Here is a 14,649-nt window from a genome sequence, read left to right as displayed (position 1 = left end):
GGCATTTTTCCTGCTGCTCCGGAGCAATTGGGGTGGGGCGGAACGGGCATGCGATACTTGCAGGCGTGGCTGATGAGAAACCGCGGATTTTCCAGGACGGCAGGGACATGGCGATCAATGTCGTGCTCATTGCTGCGCTCATGATCCTGTCGGTGGCGTTCACTGGGATGTGCGAGTTCAACCCGGGCCGCCCGGAAAACGGCCCAGTACATGAGGTCGACGGCCGCACGTTCATGGAGATGGAGGCCCGGGCGGCCGAATTCCCGGTGCGTTTCCCTCAGATGCCGGAGGGGTGGACGAATAACTCAGCACGCCGCACGCTTATCGACGGCACCCCCGCCCCCGTCGCCGGCTGGGTCACCCCCGGAGAAGGCTTTTTGCAAGTGACCCAAACCGGTGTGCCGGCCGATGAGGCAGCGCAAGCCGACGGGAAGTACCGCGAACACTCCCGCGAAGAGACCGTCGCGGACTTTCCGGCGACCGTCTACACCTCGGATGCCAAAGATGTGCGTGATCTGTGGGTCGTTGACCTTGACGATGTCCGCTTGCTGGTCACCGGCGCCGCCCCCGATGCCGAATTCCGCGAACTCATTGAAGCGTTCGCCGCTTCCGAGCCGCTGTAACCCACCGGCCCCAGCGCCAACCGGCCCCAGCGCCAACCGGCCCCAGCGCCAACCGGCCCCAGCGCCAACCGGCCCTAGCTCCGCCCGGCCCTAGCTCCGCCCGGCCCAGTCCGCGATTAGCTAGAAACAAACGACTGGAATGATCCTTTCGGGCCTGATTTTCGGACGTTCTAGTCGTCTGTTTCTAGCTAATCGGGTTAGGGGAGGGGTAAGGAGGGTTAGGGAGGCTACGCGATGAGTCAGCTGGGCTGGATGAGGCAGCTGGGCCGGATGAGGCGGCTGGGCCGGATGAGGCGGCTGGGCCGGATGAAGGCGGCTTTACTCTGCCTGTTCCTCATCGTCGGAGCTCTGTTGGAGGGCTTGTTCGATGCGTTTCTCGGCGCCGTCGAGAAGCACTTCGCAGCGCTTGGCTAGGGCTTCACCGCGCTCCCAGTACTTCAGGGATTCGTCGAGGCTCATCTGGCCGAGCTCGAGAATCTTCACGGTTTCAACCAGTTCATCGCGCGCCTGCTCGTAGGTCAGGGAGGACGGGTCCGGGATTGCGTCGGCGTTCGGGGTGCCTTGGCCGAAAGTGTTATCTGCCATGGTGGGTTCTCCTTGGGTGCGTAGCTGTTATTCGGCGGGTGTGGCGGCCATGCTGGCTGCGGTGATGGAACCGTCACCAACTCGGATGCGTAGCTGCGAGCCGGGCGGAGCCTGGGCGATGCTGGTCACCACTTCCGGCTCGCTGCCGTCGCGCGGCTGGACCTGGACCACCGCGTAGCCGCGGGCGAGTGTTGCGGCTGGACCGAGGGCGGACACCTGTGCACGCAAGGCCTTGACCTCGGCGGTCTCCTGCTTGAGCAGGCGTGTGATGTCGCGGCGGATGGCTGCGGTGGCGCGGTCGAGTTCCTCGCGGCGCAACGTCACCTGGGTCAGGGGGTTCGCCATAGCGGGGCGGGAACGCACCTGGCTCAGGCCGTGGCGTTCGCGCCTGACCCAGGAGCGCAGGGCGGAGGAGAGGCGGGAGCGGGCGTCGTCAAGCATCTGGCGTTCAGCGACGACATCCGGAACCACACGCTTCGCGGCATCGGTGGGGGTAGCCGCGCGCAGGTCAGCGACATTGTCCAAGACTGGATTATCCGGCTCGTGGCCAATCGCTGAGACGACCGGCGTCGACGCCTCCGCGACCGCACGCTGCAGCGACTCCTCGGAGAAGGGGAGCAGGTCCTCGACGGAGCCGCCGCCGCGGGCGATGATGATCACGTCGACAGTCTCGTCTTCGTCGAGAGTGCGCAGCGCCTCCACGACCTGCGGGACGGTGCCGGCACCTTGAACCGGGGTGTTGATCACGCGGAAGTCCACCGCCGGCCAGCGGTCTTTCGCCACCGACAGCACGTCGCGCTCGGCGGCAGATCCGCGGCCGGTGATCAGCCCGACGCGGCGCGGCAGGAACGGCAGAGGCTTCTTCCGCGCCGGATCGAACAGCCCCTCAGCAGCCAACGTCTTGCGCAGCTGCTCGATCTTCGCCAGCAGCTCACCCTCGCCGACGTGGCGGATCTCGGTGACCCACAAAGAAAAGGAACCGCGTCCGGCGTAGAAGGCGGGTTTGCCGAGGACGATGACGCGGTCGCCGTCGTTAAGCGGGGCGTCGAGCGAGCGCACCATCTTCGTGTCCGCAGTGAGCTGAATGCTCATCTCTTTCTGCGTGTCACGCAGCGTCAGGTAGGAAAACCGCCACGACGGCTTCACATTGATCTGCGTGAGCTGACCCTCAATCCACAGCCAACCCAAACGCTCAATCCACTGCTTGACGCTGTCATTGACCTGCGAGACGGACCACGGCGCCTCCGGCGTGCTCTTCGGCGGTTGTGCGCCCGCCATGGGCATCAGCCCCCTTCCGTTGTGCGGGACCAGCTTACCTTTTCGCCCGCACATCCATTACCCTTGGGCACATGACGAGCACCGGAAAAAACGTCCTTCTCGCCGCCCCTCGCGGGTACTGCGCTGGTGTTGACCGTGCAGTGGAGACGGTGGAAAAGGCGCTGGAGAAGTACGGCGCCCCCATTTACGTGCGCAAAGAGATCGTGCACAACAAGTACGTCGTGGAGACGCTGTCCAAGCGCGGTGTCATCTTCGTCGAGGAGACCGATGAAGTGCCTGAGGGCGCGCACGTTGTCTTCTCTGCACACGGCGTTTCACCGGCCGTGCGCGAATCGGCACAGCAGCGACAGCTCATTGCTCTCGACGCGTCCTGCCCGCTGGTGACCAAGGTCCACAATGAGGTCAAGCGCTTCGCCCGCGACGGCTACCACATTCTCCTCGTCGGCCATGAAGGCCACGAAGAGGTCGAAGGTACCGCTGGCGAGGCGCCAGACGTGGTGCACCTGGTAGACGGTGTCGAGGGCGTCGACGCCGCCCCTCAGTTCCCGGAGGGCCAGAAGCTGGTGTGGTTGTCGCAGACCACGCTGTCGGTCGACGAGACCATGGAGATCGTCGCTCTGCTGCGCAAGAAGTACCCGAATCTGGAAGATCCGCCGAGCGACGATATTTGCTACGCCACCCAGAACCGCCAGGTCGCGGTGAAGGCGATCGCGGAGAAATGCGAGCTGATGATCGTCGTCGGGTCGCAGAACTCCTCCAACTCGAAGCGCCTTGTCGAGGTCGCACTGCAGAACGGCACGAACGACGCTCACCTCATTGACTACGCGCACCAGATCGACGACGCCTGGTTCGACGGTGTGACGACGGTCGGTGTCACCTCCGGCGCATCCGTGCCCGAGATCCTTGTCCGTGAAGTCGTGGAATACCTCGCCGAGCGTGGCTACGACAACGTCGAGCAGGTCACCACGACCACCGAGACCATCACCTTCGCGCTGCCGCGCGACCTGCGCCCGCCGCGCCAGGCGGGGTAGTGGCGGCTAGTCGTCGTAGAGGTCTTCGCGGAGACGGTGGCTGACCCGCCGAGATGATCCGCGGCCGCCATCTCGGCTGTCCCATGCACTGTCGCGGCCGTCTTGCGCGCTGACGCGACGGAGATCACGCCCGTCCGAGCGTCGAGCATTGCTGCGCTGCACGGGTTCGTCTCGGCCCTTCGAACGTGCGTTGCTGGGCGCGAGACGTTGGGCGGGACGCCTAGAAGCGGAGGGCTCGTTGCTTCGTGCCAGTAGCTCTTCAACGGTGACCTTGCCCGGCGTGGTGGTCCGTTCACGGAAGCGTGTCGCCTCACGTTGGGTACGACGATTCGATTCGGAAGCCTGCCTGCGCTGGCGCTGTTCCTGCTGGCGGATCTCTTCGTTGTGCCTTTTCAGCAGCTGGTAGCGCAACAACGCGATGACCAGCGCACCGAGGGTCACCATTGCCATCACGGGGAAGAACTGCACCAGCGGATACAAAATGAGCAGGGCAGAGGTGCGTCCCAGCGATGTTTGGCCTTCCGGCAGTTGGAAGTACGCGTTGAGGGTGCCCGTTACCAACAAAAACAATGTGTACAGCAGCGGGATGGACGCAACGATGAGAAACAGCCCGCGCGGGTTGACAAACGTGACCACGACCAAGGAGGCCACCGCGAACAGCGCTAGGAACGGCCACCCGATTGCTTCGTTGTAGACGGACAGTAGGCCGCCAGTGACAAGGGCCGCGATGATGATGCCCACGCCGGATCCCGTCGAGAAACCGGGCATTGCCGGGTCTGACTGCGTTGAGGATCGGGACGTTGCATGCGACACGTTGTGTGATGTTACCGTGCCGCCGCGCGCGGACAGCTTTTACTCGACGTGGGAGTGCGAACTTTCTTCCCCGTTGGCGGTGCGTGCCCGGGCAGTCACCGCACGGAGTTCGGTGGGTTCACTAGTCGTACGCCCGGGCAAGTCGAGGTCTTTCAGCCGGCGTGCGGTGACCATGACGCGGGCGTCCATTGACCCGAGCGTGGCATTGAACGCCTCGACGGCCTTATCCAACGAGCCGCCGACGCGGTTGTAGTGCTCCGCCATGGTCCCCAACCGCGTGTACAGCTGCGCACCGAGCCGCTGCACCTCGGCCGCCTTCGCGTTGATGTCTTCTTGCTGCCATCCCAGCCCGACGGTGCGCAACAACGCGAACAGGGTGGAGGGGGTGGCGATGACAACGCCTCGCGCAAATGCGTCGTCAAGCAACTGTGGATCTTGCTCGAGCGCTGCGTCGAGGAAGGGGTCGGCGGGGATGAACATGACCACGAACTCGGGCGTCGGCGCGAAAGCCTCGACGTACGCTTTCTGCCCGAGTGTTGCCACGTGCTGCCGCAGTAGGTGGCTGTGCCTGCGCAGATAGCCGGCTTTCTCCTCGGGATCCTCCGTGTTGAGCGCGTCGAGGTAGGCGCTGAACGGCACTTTCGCATCCACCACGATGTTGCGGCCGCGGCTTAACCGGATGATCATGTCGGGGCGGAGCAGCTGACCGTCGATACGCGCTGCTTGCTGCACATCGAAGTCGCAGTACTTGACCATGCCGCCGAGCTCCACGACACGTTCGAGCTGCATCTCGCCCCAACGCCCGCGCGTGTTCGGTGAGCGCAGCGCGTTGACCAGCTGATCCGTGCGATCGCTCAGCCGCGAACTCGCACGCGTCACGGCCTGCACCTGCCCGGCGAGCGCTGAGTGGGCGACAGCGCGATCTTCATCCATGTCACGCAACTGCGCCGCGAGCTTATCGACGGCCCTCTCCAACGGCTCCAACTCCCGCCGCACATCCTGCCGCGGCGGCTGGGAAGGCGGGGATGCGGGGCGGCGCAATAGGTGCATCGCGGCCGCACCGGCAAGCAGCCCGAGAATGAACGCGAGGAAGACAAGGGTGAAAGTCAGCGCTGGGGACACAGAACTCATGTGTCTCACCCTTGCATACGGTTAGGACATGTCCTCGCCGCCACCCTTGGATGTACCGAACGGAAGTTCGAAACGGCGAGTTTTCCGTGCTGAGCCGTTCGCGCCGTCGCCGCCGGTCTTCGCTGAGGCGGTCTTGTCCTCTGTCGTGTCCGCCGTCTTGTCCATTGCTTTGTCGGAGCGGCGTCGGGCGGCCACCTTGTTCCACTGGCGCACGAGCGTTGAGCCGGGGGAGGGGGTGGGTGCGTCGGGCTCGTCGTCAATGCTCGGCGCTTTCCAGACATGGTTGTCGATGAGCTCGTCGCGTTGCGCCGCGCTTTCTTGCTCTTCTGCTTCGGCGAGCGCCTTGCCCACGTCGGTGGCGAACTCGAGGTCGCTTGCGCTGACTTCGCCGGCGTGGAGCTGGAGCATGTCCTGCATGTAGCGGAAGATTACGGCAACGGTCGCGGCGGCGGGAACAGCTAGGAACGCGCCGACAAGGCCGAAAAGACCGCCGCCGACGGTGACGGAAACCAACACCACGACGGGGTGCAGGTTCATCGCGCGGGACTGCAGCAGCGGGGAGAGCACGTTGCCTTCGAGCTGCTGGACGGCGATGACGATGCCCAGGACGATGAGCGCCTCGGTGAACCCGAGCGAAACGAGCGCGATGATGACGGCAAGCGCCCCAGCGACAATTGCGCCGACGAGCGGGATGAAGCCTGCCATGAACGTGATCACCGCAAGGGTGAACGCCATGGGCACGCCGACCGCCCACAGGCCGACGCCGATGCAGACAGCGTCGATAAACGAGACGACCGCCTGGGCGCGAATGTATCCGCACAGCGTGTTCCAGATGCGGGTGAGCAGCTCGGTGGCGTGCAGTCCGGCGCGGCCGCCGGTGGCGGAGCGGACCCAGGGGAGGAACTTGGGGCCGTCGTTAAGAAAGAAGAAGGTGAGGACCACGACAACGACGAAGGTGATCATCATCGACGTCGCCGTGCTGATACCGGAGAAAATGCCGCCTGCGATCGCGCCGGCGCGGTTTTGCACCCAGGTGATCGAGTCTTGGACGACTTCGTTGATCTGCTCCGCATCCACACTGAACGGCAGCGAATCCTGGTTCTGCAGCCATAGCGCCAGGCTTTGCAGCCCTTGCCCAGCCTGGATGGCAAGGACGCGGGAGTTTGTGATGATGTCCGGCAGGATCATCGACACGAAGAACACCAGCACAGCCAGCGCCAGCAGCATCGATATCAGCGCCGACAACGCACCGGGGAGGCCGTGTTTGCGCAGGAAGCTTGTCACGGGTTCGAGCACGGTGCACACGATCAGTGCGAGCACGATCGGCAGGATGCCGGCCCAGAATTTGCCCACCAGGTACGCCAGCGCGCCGATGAGGATGAAGATGGCCACCATCCGCAGCGAGAACAGCGCGGTCGATTTCATCCACGAGTTGAACACCACCGCGCGGTCGACGCGGTTGTCGTATTCGTGGGATTTCTTGTCGCCGGCGTTAGCTTTATCGGAGGCTTTGACCTCCTCCGCGAGCTTTTGCGCGGAACCGGAGGCCATGGCGGCGCCCGCGTCCTCGCCACCCTTCGTCGTTTCAGTCACGGAGACTATTGTGCCCGAAGCACTAGCAGCCCCGCTAAGCAATGCTTATCGACGATTCGTTCCCGCTCACCCAGCAACCACACCCCGTCCGTGATACCTTGCCTGCGAACGCTGCTCTTCCCGTGCCGCGCCTGTTTGCTGAAAGGCCTCCCATGTCGCTGACTCCCGCCCGTTCCCTGAAAGTGACCGCAGCCGCGATGTCCCTCGCGCTCGCCCTGACAGTCACCACCGTTCCGGAAGCTCTTGCCCAGTCCAGCCAGCCGGGTTTGTCCAGCCAAGCCGCTGGTGGGCCGATTTCTTCCAGCCACGTGCATGTCGGTGCTACTGCCACCGACATGAACTTCTCCTGGCGCACCGCTTACAACGGCCAGGAGTTTGTGAAGTACTACCCGACTGACGCCCCTGAGGCGGTGAACGAAGTGGCCGCTACGGAGGCTGACTTCGGCGCCATCGCCTACCGCGCCAACCACGCCACCGTCACCGGTCTGCAGCCGGGCACCGAGTACACCTACCAGCTCGGTTCCGAGCAGGGAGGCTGGAGCGAAGCGGCGACTTTCCGCACCCAGCCGGCAGGAGACAGCTGGAACTTCCTCACCTTGTCCGACGCGCAGATCGGTGTGAACCTCAAAGTGGACGAGCAGGCTGAAGCGTGGCGCACTGCGGTCCGCCAAGCCACCGGCGCCTACCCGGACTCCCAGTTCATCGTCCACGCCGGTGACCAAGCTGAGGGGTGGGGTGACCCGATCAAACAGTGGGAGGCGTTCTTTACCGCTGAAGAGCTGCAGTCCTACCCGCTCGCTATGGCGAAGGGCAATCACGAGCTGTTGCCCACGTCTATCGTCGATAAGCACTTCAAAGAGCACGGGAACCTGCCAAACGCGAAGCCGGGTGACGCGAACTATTTCTTCGAGCGCAACAATGCCCTGTTCATCGTTTTGGACTCTAACGAAACGGGAAACAAGTACTCCGAGCCGATCGACTCGAAGCGCAAACGGGCGATCGAAAAGCAGTCTCAGTTCGTGCGCGAGACTACCGCTGCCCACGGCGCGGACAAGGATTGGACCATCGTGGTCATGCACCACGCTCCGTACTCCCACGGTGGCCGCTACCACGAGAAAGAGATCACGCAGATGCGCGAAGGCCTTGCGCCGGTGTTCTCCGAAACCGGTGTGGACCTGGTGCTCAACGGCCACGACCACATGTACAACCGCAGCCACCTGATGAACGGCACCGAGCCCGTCATCCCGGAAGACACGCCGAAGCCCGGCGACGTGCTGCGCCCGAAGGCTAATGAGACCGTCTACATGACAACCACGACCGCAGGCGGCGGCAAATACTACGACTTCCACACCCGCGACGGCAAGAAGCGCAAGGAGTTCACGGATGTCTCGCAGACTTACGGTAAGGACTTTGCCATCCCGGAGATCGCCGTGTGGCGCCAAGACTACAACCCGGATTACGCCAACATTGAGGTGAGCAAGAATACGCTCACCGTGCGTACGCACAACGTCGCCGACAACTCGGTTGTCGACGAGTTCACCATCGACCGCAGCGGCGCAGCCCCTGCACAACCCGGTGGTGGCGAAGGCAATCGCAGCTCCTTCGGTTCTTCTGGCTCCTCCGGTTCTTCTGGCTCTTCCCAGCGCAATAGCTAGGGCGGTTCCGCTTGCTCGGCAGGCGGGCGGCATTGCCCGTCAATTCGGCCTCGAGCTGTAACCATAGCCGCGCTAGCCTGCGGCTGGCCGCGCCCCGGCCCAGTCTGAACTGGCAGCCGGGGCGTACGTTATGATTGGCCAGCGTGAGCCTTACTCTTGGAATCGTCGGCCTGCCTAATGTGGGCAAATCCACCCTGTTCAACGCGCTGACCCGCAACGAGGTCCTGGCGGCGAACTACCCGTTTGCCACCATTGAACCCAACGTCGGCTTAGTGCCGCTGCCGGACAAGCGCCTGGACCGCCTCGCGGAAATCTTCGAGTCCGCGGAGATCCTTCCGGCGACGGTGTCCTTTGTAGATATCGCCGGCATTGTCAAAGGCGCGTCCGAGGGCGAGGGCATGGGCAACGCCTTCCTCGCCAACATCCGCGAGGCGGACGCAATCTGTCAGGTGGTTCGCGCATTTGCTGACGACAACGTCATCCACGTCGACGGCCACGTCGACCCAGCCAGCGACATCTCAGTGATCAACACCGAGCTCATCCTGGCCGACCTGCAGACGATTGAGAAAGCCCTGCCACGCCTGGAGAAGGACGGCCGCAAAGACAAGGACATCGCTGCCCAGGCCGAGGAGGCTAAAAAGGCACAAGAGATCCTGGAGTCCGACCGGACGCTGTTCGCCGCCTCCAAGTCAGGCGAGATTGACCTCGCGCTCGTGCGCGACTTGCACCTGATGACCGCGAAGCCGTTCCTCTACGTGTTCAACTCCGACGAGGGCGTGCTCACCGACGACGCGAAGAAGGCCGAGCTGCGCGAACTCGTCGCACCTGCTGAAGCTGTGTTCCTCGACGCGCAGACTGAGACCGAGCTCCTTGAGCTTGACGACGAAGACGCCGCAGAGCTCCTCGCCGCCGTCGGCCAGGACGAGCCAGGCTTGTCGACGCTCGCGCGCGCCGGCTTTGAAACCCTCGGCCTGCAGACCTACCTGACTGCTGGTCCGAAGGAGTCCCGCGCCTGGACGATCCACAAGGGCGACACTGCTCCGAAGGCCGCCGGTGTGATCCACACTGACTTTGAGAAGGGCTTCATCAAGGCTGAGATCGTGGCCTTCGATGACCTCGACGAACTCGGCTCCATGGCCGAGGCCCGCGCGAAGGGCAAGGTCCGCCAGGAGGGCAAGGACTACGTCATGGCCGATGGTGACGTGGTGGAGTTCAAGTTCAACGTGTAGTGCTTAACCTCTGCGATGAACTCTTTGATCCCGGGACGTGATGAGGACTGGGGCTATTGTGCTCCCCCGAACGCTACGGCCCGGGGGCACGAGGCTGTGTCGCAGGTGCAAGCGAGAGGACCAGGAGCGAAACACAGACCGCTGAGTCGACGCAGTCACGGTAAAGACGGAGCCGTCTAGGCGGTGCTCGAGGTTGCGCGAGATACGGTGACGCTGGGCGTCGGTAAGCGATGCGCATTCGGCGACATCGATGGAAAGCTGGACTTTGCCGTCCGTCGTGTTGACGCCCTGGCCGCCTGGAGTCGACGATTTCGCGAAATGCTCCGCGAGATCGGCGGCGATGACCGCACCGTCGGGGATCCCCGGGCCGGGCGCTATGGTCAGGTCGTTCATGCCGCCCAGCCTAGGTGCCCACAACCCTTTCTCGTCTCGGCGGAAGCGGAGACCGCGTCGCGACGGCCGGGATCCAGCCTCAGTATTATCCTCGTCACCGGTTGATTCGAACGCTTTTTGCTCCTCCTTCTCCCGTCGGGCTTCGATTTCAGCGGCCTCCGCAGGTGGCAGTGATCGCTGGATCCGCTCGAACTACCGGTTCCGATCAGCGGTCGAAGGATTTTCGCAGCAGCCGGACCTGCGGCGCCGGTGCCGCCGCCGTAGCCTGACGAGCATCCCCGCCATGACGGCCATCACGACGGCGGTCCCGGCACCGATGATCCAGGGATTACCGAGGAGCCCACCGACGCCTGCGAGTGCTCCGCCCGCCGCGATGAACGGCAGGCCGCAGCAGAGCAGCGACGGAAGCGCGCAGCATGCCAGCAAGAGCAGCCCGGTCACTGCAGCGACGACGGGACCGGCGCGCCATTCGTCGCGGTCCTGATCGGCGCTCATCGTCTGCTTCAGGATGAGATCTCCCCGATTGCCTGCGTTGCCGTTCATGCGCAGCACGACAGCAGCGACGGGTCGGTGGTGAAGGCCTTCGCGGCGATCCGGATGCCCTCGGCCATGGTCAGGTAGGGGGCCCAGGCGTTGGCGACCTCGGCGACGGTCCTGCCGAGCACGTGGACGCCTGCGGCGGCGAGCTCCCCGGCGTCCTTGGCGACGGCGGTCAGGCCGAGGATCTCGTTCGTCTCGGCGTTCACGACGATCTTGATGAACCCGCGGGTGTCGCGGTTCACCAAGGCGCGGGGCACGTGGTGCAGGGGCAGGACGCGGCAGTCGCAGCGGATCCCCGCGGCGAGGACGTCCTTCTCGGTCATCCCGACCGCGCCGATCGCGGGCCCGGTGAACGTCACCCGCGGCAGGCGGGCGTAGTCGACGGACCGGTCGGCGTCGGCGAACGCGTTCTCGGCGACGAGGGTGCCGTGGTGGGCGGCGACGTAGACGAACTCGGGGTGCCCGGTCACGTCGCCCGCGGCCCAGACCCGCGGGTTCGAGGACTGCAGCCGGTCGGAGACGACCACCTCGCCGGAGTCTCCGGTATTCACCCCGACCGCATCGAGGTTCAGGCCATCGGTGACGGGACGGCGTCCGAGGGCGACCAGGACCTGGTCGGCGCGGAACTCCTGCGAGCCGCCGGACAAGGCGGCGGTCACGACGGCCTCGCCTCCCGTGGCGCGGGAGACCCGGGTGGGCACTGCGCGGCTGACGACGCGGATGCCCTCGTCGGCGAACACCTCCTGGAGCGCCTTCGACACCTCCGGCTCCTCCTTCGAGGCGAGCCGGGACCGCACGAGCAGCGTGACCTGCGAGCCGAGGCGGGCGAACAGCTGCGCCTGCTCCAGGGCGACGTAGCCGCCGCCGAGCACCAGCAGCGACTCGGGGACCTCCGTCAGCTCCATCGCCGTGGTCGAGGTCAGGTATCCGGTCTCCTCCAGGCCGTCGATCGGCGGTGCCCACGGGCGAGAACCAGTCGCGACCAGGTAGTGGTGGGCCTCGATGGTCTCGACGCTTCCGTCGGATCCGGCAACATCGAGAACCGGCGCATCAGGGGTGCCCACGAACGAGGCGTCGCCGCGGAGGACCTGCCAGCCGTAGGAGTCGGCGACGTCGGCGTACTTCTCGCCGCGCAGCGACTCCACCAACGCTTGCTTCCCAGCGATCAGCGCGGGCATGTCGACGGGATCCGCCGTCGTCGCGATCCCGGGGAACCGGGTTGCGGCGTCGACCGCGACGTGCCGCGCGCCGGCCGCGGCAATGAGCGCCTTCGACGGGACGCAGCCCGTGTTCACGCAGGTGCCGCCGAGCGTCCCGCGCTCGATCATCACCACCGACTTCCCGAGCGTGCTGGCGCGGATCGCAGCGGCGAACGCGCCGCCTCCCGATCCGATGATGGCGAGATCGTACTTCGTAGGCATCGCTGCTCCTGTCAACTCTTGGCTTTCTGCTCTGTCTCAACCATACTGGACCTTCCAGTGCAGGGGAAGGTCAAGCGCGGCCACGGAGGGAGACAGCAATGTGGATCGGAGAACTCGCCGAGAGGGCGGGCACTACCGCGAAGACCCTTCGCTTCTACGAGGAACAGGGCCTTCTGCCCCCGACCGAGCGCACGCCGTCCGGATACCGCGACTACGCGCCCGAGACGGTCGCTCGGATCGACTTCATCCACCGCGGCCAGGCCGCGGGCCTCACCCTCGCCCAGATCCGCCAGATCCTCGACATCCGCGACGGCGGCCATGCGCCCTGCGAGCACGTGCGCGACCTGCTTGACGTGCGCCTCGCTGAGATCGAGCAGCAGATCGCGCAGCTCTCCGTGCTGCGCGACACTATCGCGGACCTTAGCCAGGACGCCGCGCACCCGGATCCTGAAACGTGCAGCACCGATCAAGTGTGTAGGTACTTGTAGACGGCGGGAGTCAATGACTCAAACGCTACAACCCCGATATGCGCTAGCGCATGTCGATGCCGCCGGTGCCCACCTCGATGATTTTGGTGGTGGCCGCGATAGCACACAGCAGCGGCATCGGGGCGGAGGCCTGCAGCGCGAAGTGGTGGACTCGGAAGGACGCGTTGTTCACGCCGATTTCGTCCGCAGCCTGGGTGATCTCCAGACGAGTCTTGGCGATCTTTTCCGCAGATGGCCCGCACTAGCTGCCGAAGGCGTAATGCCCGAAGCTTAAGAAGCCGAACGCTTTCATTGGATAACACTCCTTTTGATGGTGTTAACGAGAGGGAGTAACTTTGCAACGACATACCGTGGAGTTCAAATTTAACGTGTAGCGTTATTGACGCTTCGCGTTATGGGGGATAGGGTGAAGCATGATCCAGTCGTTCGCTGACAAGGACACTGAGCGTCTGTGGGATCGAGAGCGGGTTCGCTCGATCGATTCCCGCATTCACTCAGTAGCGCTGCGCAAGCTTCGCCAGCTTGGGTACGCGCAGACTCTTGATGAGTTACGGATTCCCCCGGGAAACCGGCTCGAGGCGTTAAAAGGTGATCGGCGGGGTCAGTTCAGCATACGAATCAACGACCAGTGGCGGATCTGTTTTCGGTGGTCCGCCGCGGGGCCAGAGGAGGTTGAGATCGTTGACTACCACTGACAAGCTCCCTCCGGTTCACCCCGGTGAGATCCTCATGGAGGACTTTCTCAAGGAAATGGGGATCACCCAGCACAAGCTCGCCGTCTCCATCGGCGTTCCGCCCCGCCGGATCAACGAAATTGTTCACGGTAAGCGCGCTGTAACCGCGGACACTGCTCTTCGTCTAGCGAAGTTTTTCGAGATGAGCCCCCAGTTCTGGCTCGGGTTGCAGACCCAGTACGACCTGGATGTGGCAGAAGACAAAATCCTCGCCGAGATCGAGCGAATTCAGCCGGTTCACGCTGTCTCGGCGTAGCGGTTACCCGAACCAGGTCCGTCAGCGTGAGGATATGCACGCGGATGATTCGAACTAGGGAATTTGGGGCCGCCGTCGCGTGGACTTGAGTTCCGAGCGCCGCTTTTTCGCTTCGAGACGGCGTCGCACCGAGCCGCGCGTCGGCTTCGTCTTCCGCCGCGGGGGAGGCGGCGGGGCGAGCGCCTCCCGCAATAGGGTGGCCATGCGCTCGCGCGCCTCAGCACGGTTGCGGACCTGAGACCGCTGCGTCGACGCGCTCACGGTGAGCACCGTGCCGTCCAGGCGGTGTTCTAGGTTGCGCAGGGCGCGGCGGCGTTGGGCGTCGGAAAGCGATGCGCATTCCGCGATATCGATGGAGAGCTGCACTTTGCTGTCCGTCGTGTTGACGCCCTGGCCGCCCGGGCCCGACGCCTTCGCGAACCGCTCCGTCAGATCCGCGGCGGCGATGACGAGGCCGCCGGGGATGCCCGGGCCGGGTGCGATGGTCAGGTCGTTCATACCGCCCAGCTTAGTTAGAGTTGTTTCCGGATCAGACCCGCCGTGCGAGATCAGGGTAGTGTACGACCACTCCGTCACCGTCGACCTCCAACTCGACGTCGACTCCCCGTGTTCTGCTTTTGTATCGGACAGTTTCAGCATCGACGGAGCGGTAGTACTGGTCTGATGCGATCACCTGGAGGGACGGTATATCAATCCAAGCCATGATCAGCTGCGTTTTCGGAACCTGAGTCTCAAGCAGCGTCAAGCGACGAATAGGCATTGTGTTGGTGAGAGGGCACAGACCGAGATCGCGATCGAGTGCGGGTTAAGTAGCAGAATGTGTGTCTGATTTTCAGTGTATCTGCTGATCAGGCTGTGTAAATCGGGCTTGAATAAGGT

The 14,649-nt window shown here is 64.2% G+C and carries 17 protein-coding genes and 1 pseudogene; 7 read left to right on the top strand and 11 right to left on the bottom strand.

Annotation, left to right across the window (positions count from 1 at the left end; translation table 11 throughout):
* Window positions 1-65 precede the first annotated feature (65 nt).
* Window positions 66-623, top strand: a complete 558-nt coding sequence (locus KBX18_RS08945; RefSeq protein WP_255995714.1) for a DUF4245 domain-containing protein — start codon at window positions 66-68, stop codon at window positions 621-623.
* A gap of 318 nt (window positions 624-941) precedes the next feature.
* Here KBX18_RS08945 and KBX18_RS08940 read toward each other — a convergent pair whose 3' ends face one another.
* A complete protein-coding gene (locus KBX18_RS08940; protein ID WP_255995712.1) occupies window positions 942-1,208 on the bottom strand; it encodes an exodeoxyribonuclease VII small subunit in 267 nt (88 codons plus the stop codon).
* Window positions 1,209-1,235: 27 nt separating this feature from the next.
* The gene (xseA, locus tag KBX18_RS08935) at window positions 1,236-2,486 is read right to left on the bottom strand and encodes an exodeoxyribonuclease VII large subunit (protein WP_370686976.1); all 1,251 of its coding nucleotides are present in this window, start codon (window positions 2,484-2,486) and stop codon (window positions 1,236-1,238) included.
* 71 nt (window positions 2,487-2,557) lie between these two features.
* Between xseA and KBX18_RS08930 the strand changes: the two genes are divergently transcribed.
* Window positions 2,558-3,517 (top strand): 4-hydroxy-3-methylbut-2-enyl diphosphate reductase, encoded by a 960-nt coding sequence (locus tag KBX18_RS08930; protein ID WP_255995710.1) that lies wholly within the window; start codon window positions 2,558-2,560, stop codon window positions 3,515-3,517.
* A 6-nt stretch (window positions 3,518-3,523) separates the two neighbouring features.
* Here KBX18_RS08930 and KBX18_RS08925 read toward each other — a convergent pair whose 3' ends face one another.
* The 3 genes from KBX18_RS08925 to KBX18_RS08915 are packed head-to-tail and all read right to left on the bottom strand — an operon-like array spanning window position 3,524 to window position 7,054.
* Entirely contained in the window at window positions 3,524-4,330 is an 807-nt protein-coding gene (locus tag KBX18_RS08925; RefSeq protein WP_255995709.1) for a DUF6542 domain-containing protein, read from the bottom strand.
* Window positions 4,331-4,369: 39 nt separating this feature from the next.
* Window positions 4,370-5,461, bottom strand: a complete 1,092-nt coding sequence (locus tag KBX18_RS08920) for a DNA recombination protein RmuC (RefSeq protein ID WP_255995708.1) — start codon at window positions 5,459-5,461, stop codon at window positions 4,370-4,372.
* A 21-nt stretch (window positions 5,462-5,482) separates the two neighbouring features.
* Window positions 5,483-7,054, bottom strand: a complete 1,572-nt coding sequence (locus KBX18_RS08915; protein WP_370687240.1) for an AI-2E family transporter — start codon at window positions 7,052-7,054, stop codon at window positions 5,483-5,485.
* Window positions 7,055-7,095: 41 nt separating this feature from the next.
* On the opposite strand from KBX18_RS08915, the gene KBX18_RS08910 reads away from it, so the two are divergent.
* The gene (locus KBX18_RS08910; RefSeq protein WP_255995707.1) at window positions 7,096-8,709 is read left to right on the top strand and encodes a metallophosphoesterase family protein; all 1,614 of its coding nucleotides are present in this window, start codon (window positions 7,096-7,098) and stop codon (window positions 8,707-8,709) included.
* A gap of 143 nt (window positions 8,710-8,852) precedes the next feature.
* Window positions 8,853-9,938, top strand: coding sequence for a redox-regulated ATPase YchF (ychF, locus tag KBX18_RS08905; RefSeq protein WP_255995706.1), 1,086 nt, complete (start codon window positions 8,853-8,855; stop codon window positions 9,936-9,938).
* Window positions 9,939-9,941: 3 nt separating this feature from the next.
* Here ychF and KBX18_RS08900 read toward each other — a convergent pair whose 3' ends face one another.
* The 3 genes from KBX18_RS08900 to merA all read right to left on the bottom strand — a co-directional run bounded on the left by KBX18_RS08900 (window position 9,942) and on the right by merA (window position 12,292).
* On the bottom strand, window positions 9,942-10,331 hold the full coding sequence (locus tag KBX18_RS08900; protein WP_255995705.1) for a peptide chain release factor I: 390 nt from the start codon (window positions 10,329-10,331) through the stop codon (window positions 9,942-9,944).
* A 192-nt stretch (window positions 10,332-10,523) separates the two neighbouring features.
* Window positions 10,524-10,874: a hypothetical protein gene (locus KBX18_RS08895; RefSeq protein ID WP_005293255.1), complete on the bottom strand. Its 351-nt coding sequence runs from the start codon at window positions 10,872-10,874 to the stop codon at window positions 10,524-10,526.
* Window positions 10,871-12,292 carry a mercury(II) reductase gene (merA, locus tag KBX18_RS08890; RefSeq protein WP_255995704.1) on the bottom strand — a complete coding sequence of 474 codons (1,422 nt, stop codon included), beginning with the start codon at window positions 12,290-12,292 and terminating at the stop codon, window positions 10,871-10,873. The genes KBX18_RS08895 and merA overlap by 4 nt, the downstream gene beginning before the upstream one ends.
* Window positions 12,293-12,390: 98 nt before the next feature.
* Here merA and KBX18_RS08885 point away from each other — a divergent pair, with 98 nt between their 5' ends.
* Window positions 12,391-12,780 (top strand): heavy metal-responsive transcriptional regulator, encoded by a 390-nt coding sequence (locus KBX18_RS08885; RefSeq protein WP_005290994.1) that lies wholly within the window; start codon window positions 12,391-12,393, stop codon window positions 12,778-12,780.
* A gap of 46 nt (window positions 12,781-12,826) precedes the next feature.
* On the opposite strand, the pseudogene KBX18_RS11835 reads toward KBX18_RS08885, so the two are convergent.
* A pseudogene (locus KBX18_RS11835) lies at window positions 12,827-13,072 on the bottom strand (alkane 1-monooxygenase); the annotation flags it as partial.
* Between the two features lie 121 nt (window positions 13,073-13,193).
* Here KBX18_RS11835 and KBX18_RS08875 point away from each other — a divergent pair.
* Together KBX18_RS08875 and KBX18_RS08870 are read left to right on the top strand one after the other, a co-directional pair.
* Window positions 13,194-13,475 (top strand): type II toxin-antitoxin system RelE/ParE family toxin, encoded by a 282-nt coding sequence (locus tag KBX18_RS08875; protein ID WP_255995703.1) that lies wholly within the window; start codon window positions 13,194-13,196, stop codon window positions 13,473-13,475.
* A 34-nt stretch (window positions 13,476-13,509) separates the two neighbouring features.
* On the top strand, window positions 13,510-13,770 hold the full coding sequence (locus tag KBX18_RS08870) for a HigA family addiction module antitoxin (protein ID WP_040424570.1): 261 nt from the start codon (window positions 13,510-13,512) through the stop codon (window positions 13,768-13,770).
* Between the two features lie 54 nt (window positions 13,771-13,824).
* Here the strand turns inward: KBX18_RS08870 and arfB are convergent, their stop codons facing one another.
* The gene (gene arfB / locus KBX18_RS08865; protein WP_255995702.1) at window positions 13,825-14,268 is read right to left on the bottom strand and encodes an alternative ribosome rescue aminoacyl-tRNA hydrolase ArfB; all 444 of its coding nucleotides are present in this window, start codon (window positions 14,266-14,268) and stop codon (window positions 13,825-13,827) included.
* Between the two features lie 31 nt (window positions 14,269-14,299).
* The gene (locus KBX18_RS08860) at window positions 14,300-14,530 is read right to left on the bottom strand and encodes a putative glycolipid-binding domain-containing protein (protein WP_255995701.1); all 231 of its coding nucleotides are present in this window, start codon (window positions 14,528-14,530) and stop codon (window positions 14,300-14,302) included.
* Window positions 14,531-14,649 lie beyond the last annotated feature (119 nt).

Origin of the sequence: Corynebacterium sp. CCUG 69979 (genome assembly GCF_024454095.1) — a bacterium.
Lineage (GTDB): Bacteria > Actinomycetota > Actinomycetes > Mycobacteriales > Mycobacteriaceae > Corynebacterium > Corynebacterium genitalium.
This window is presented reverse-complemented; position numbering and strand designations above follow the sequence as displayed.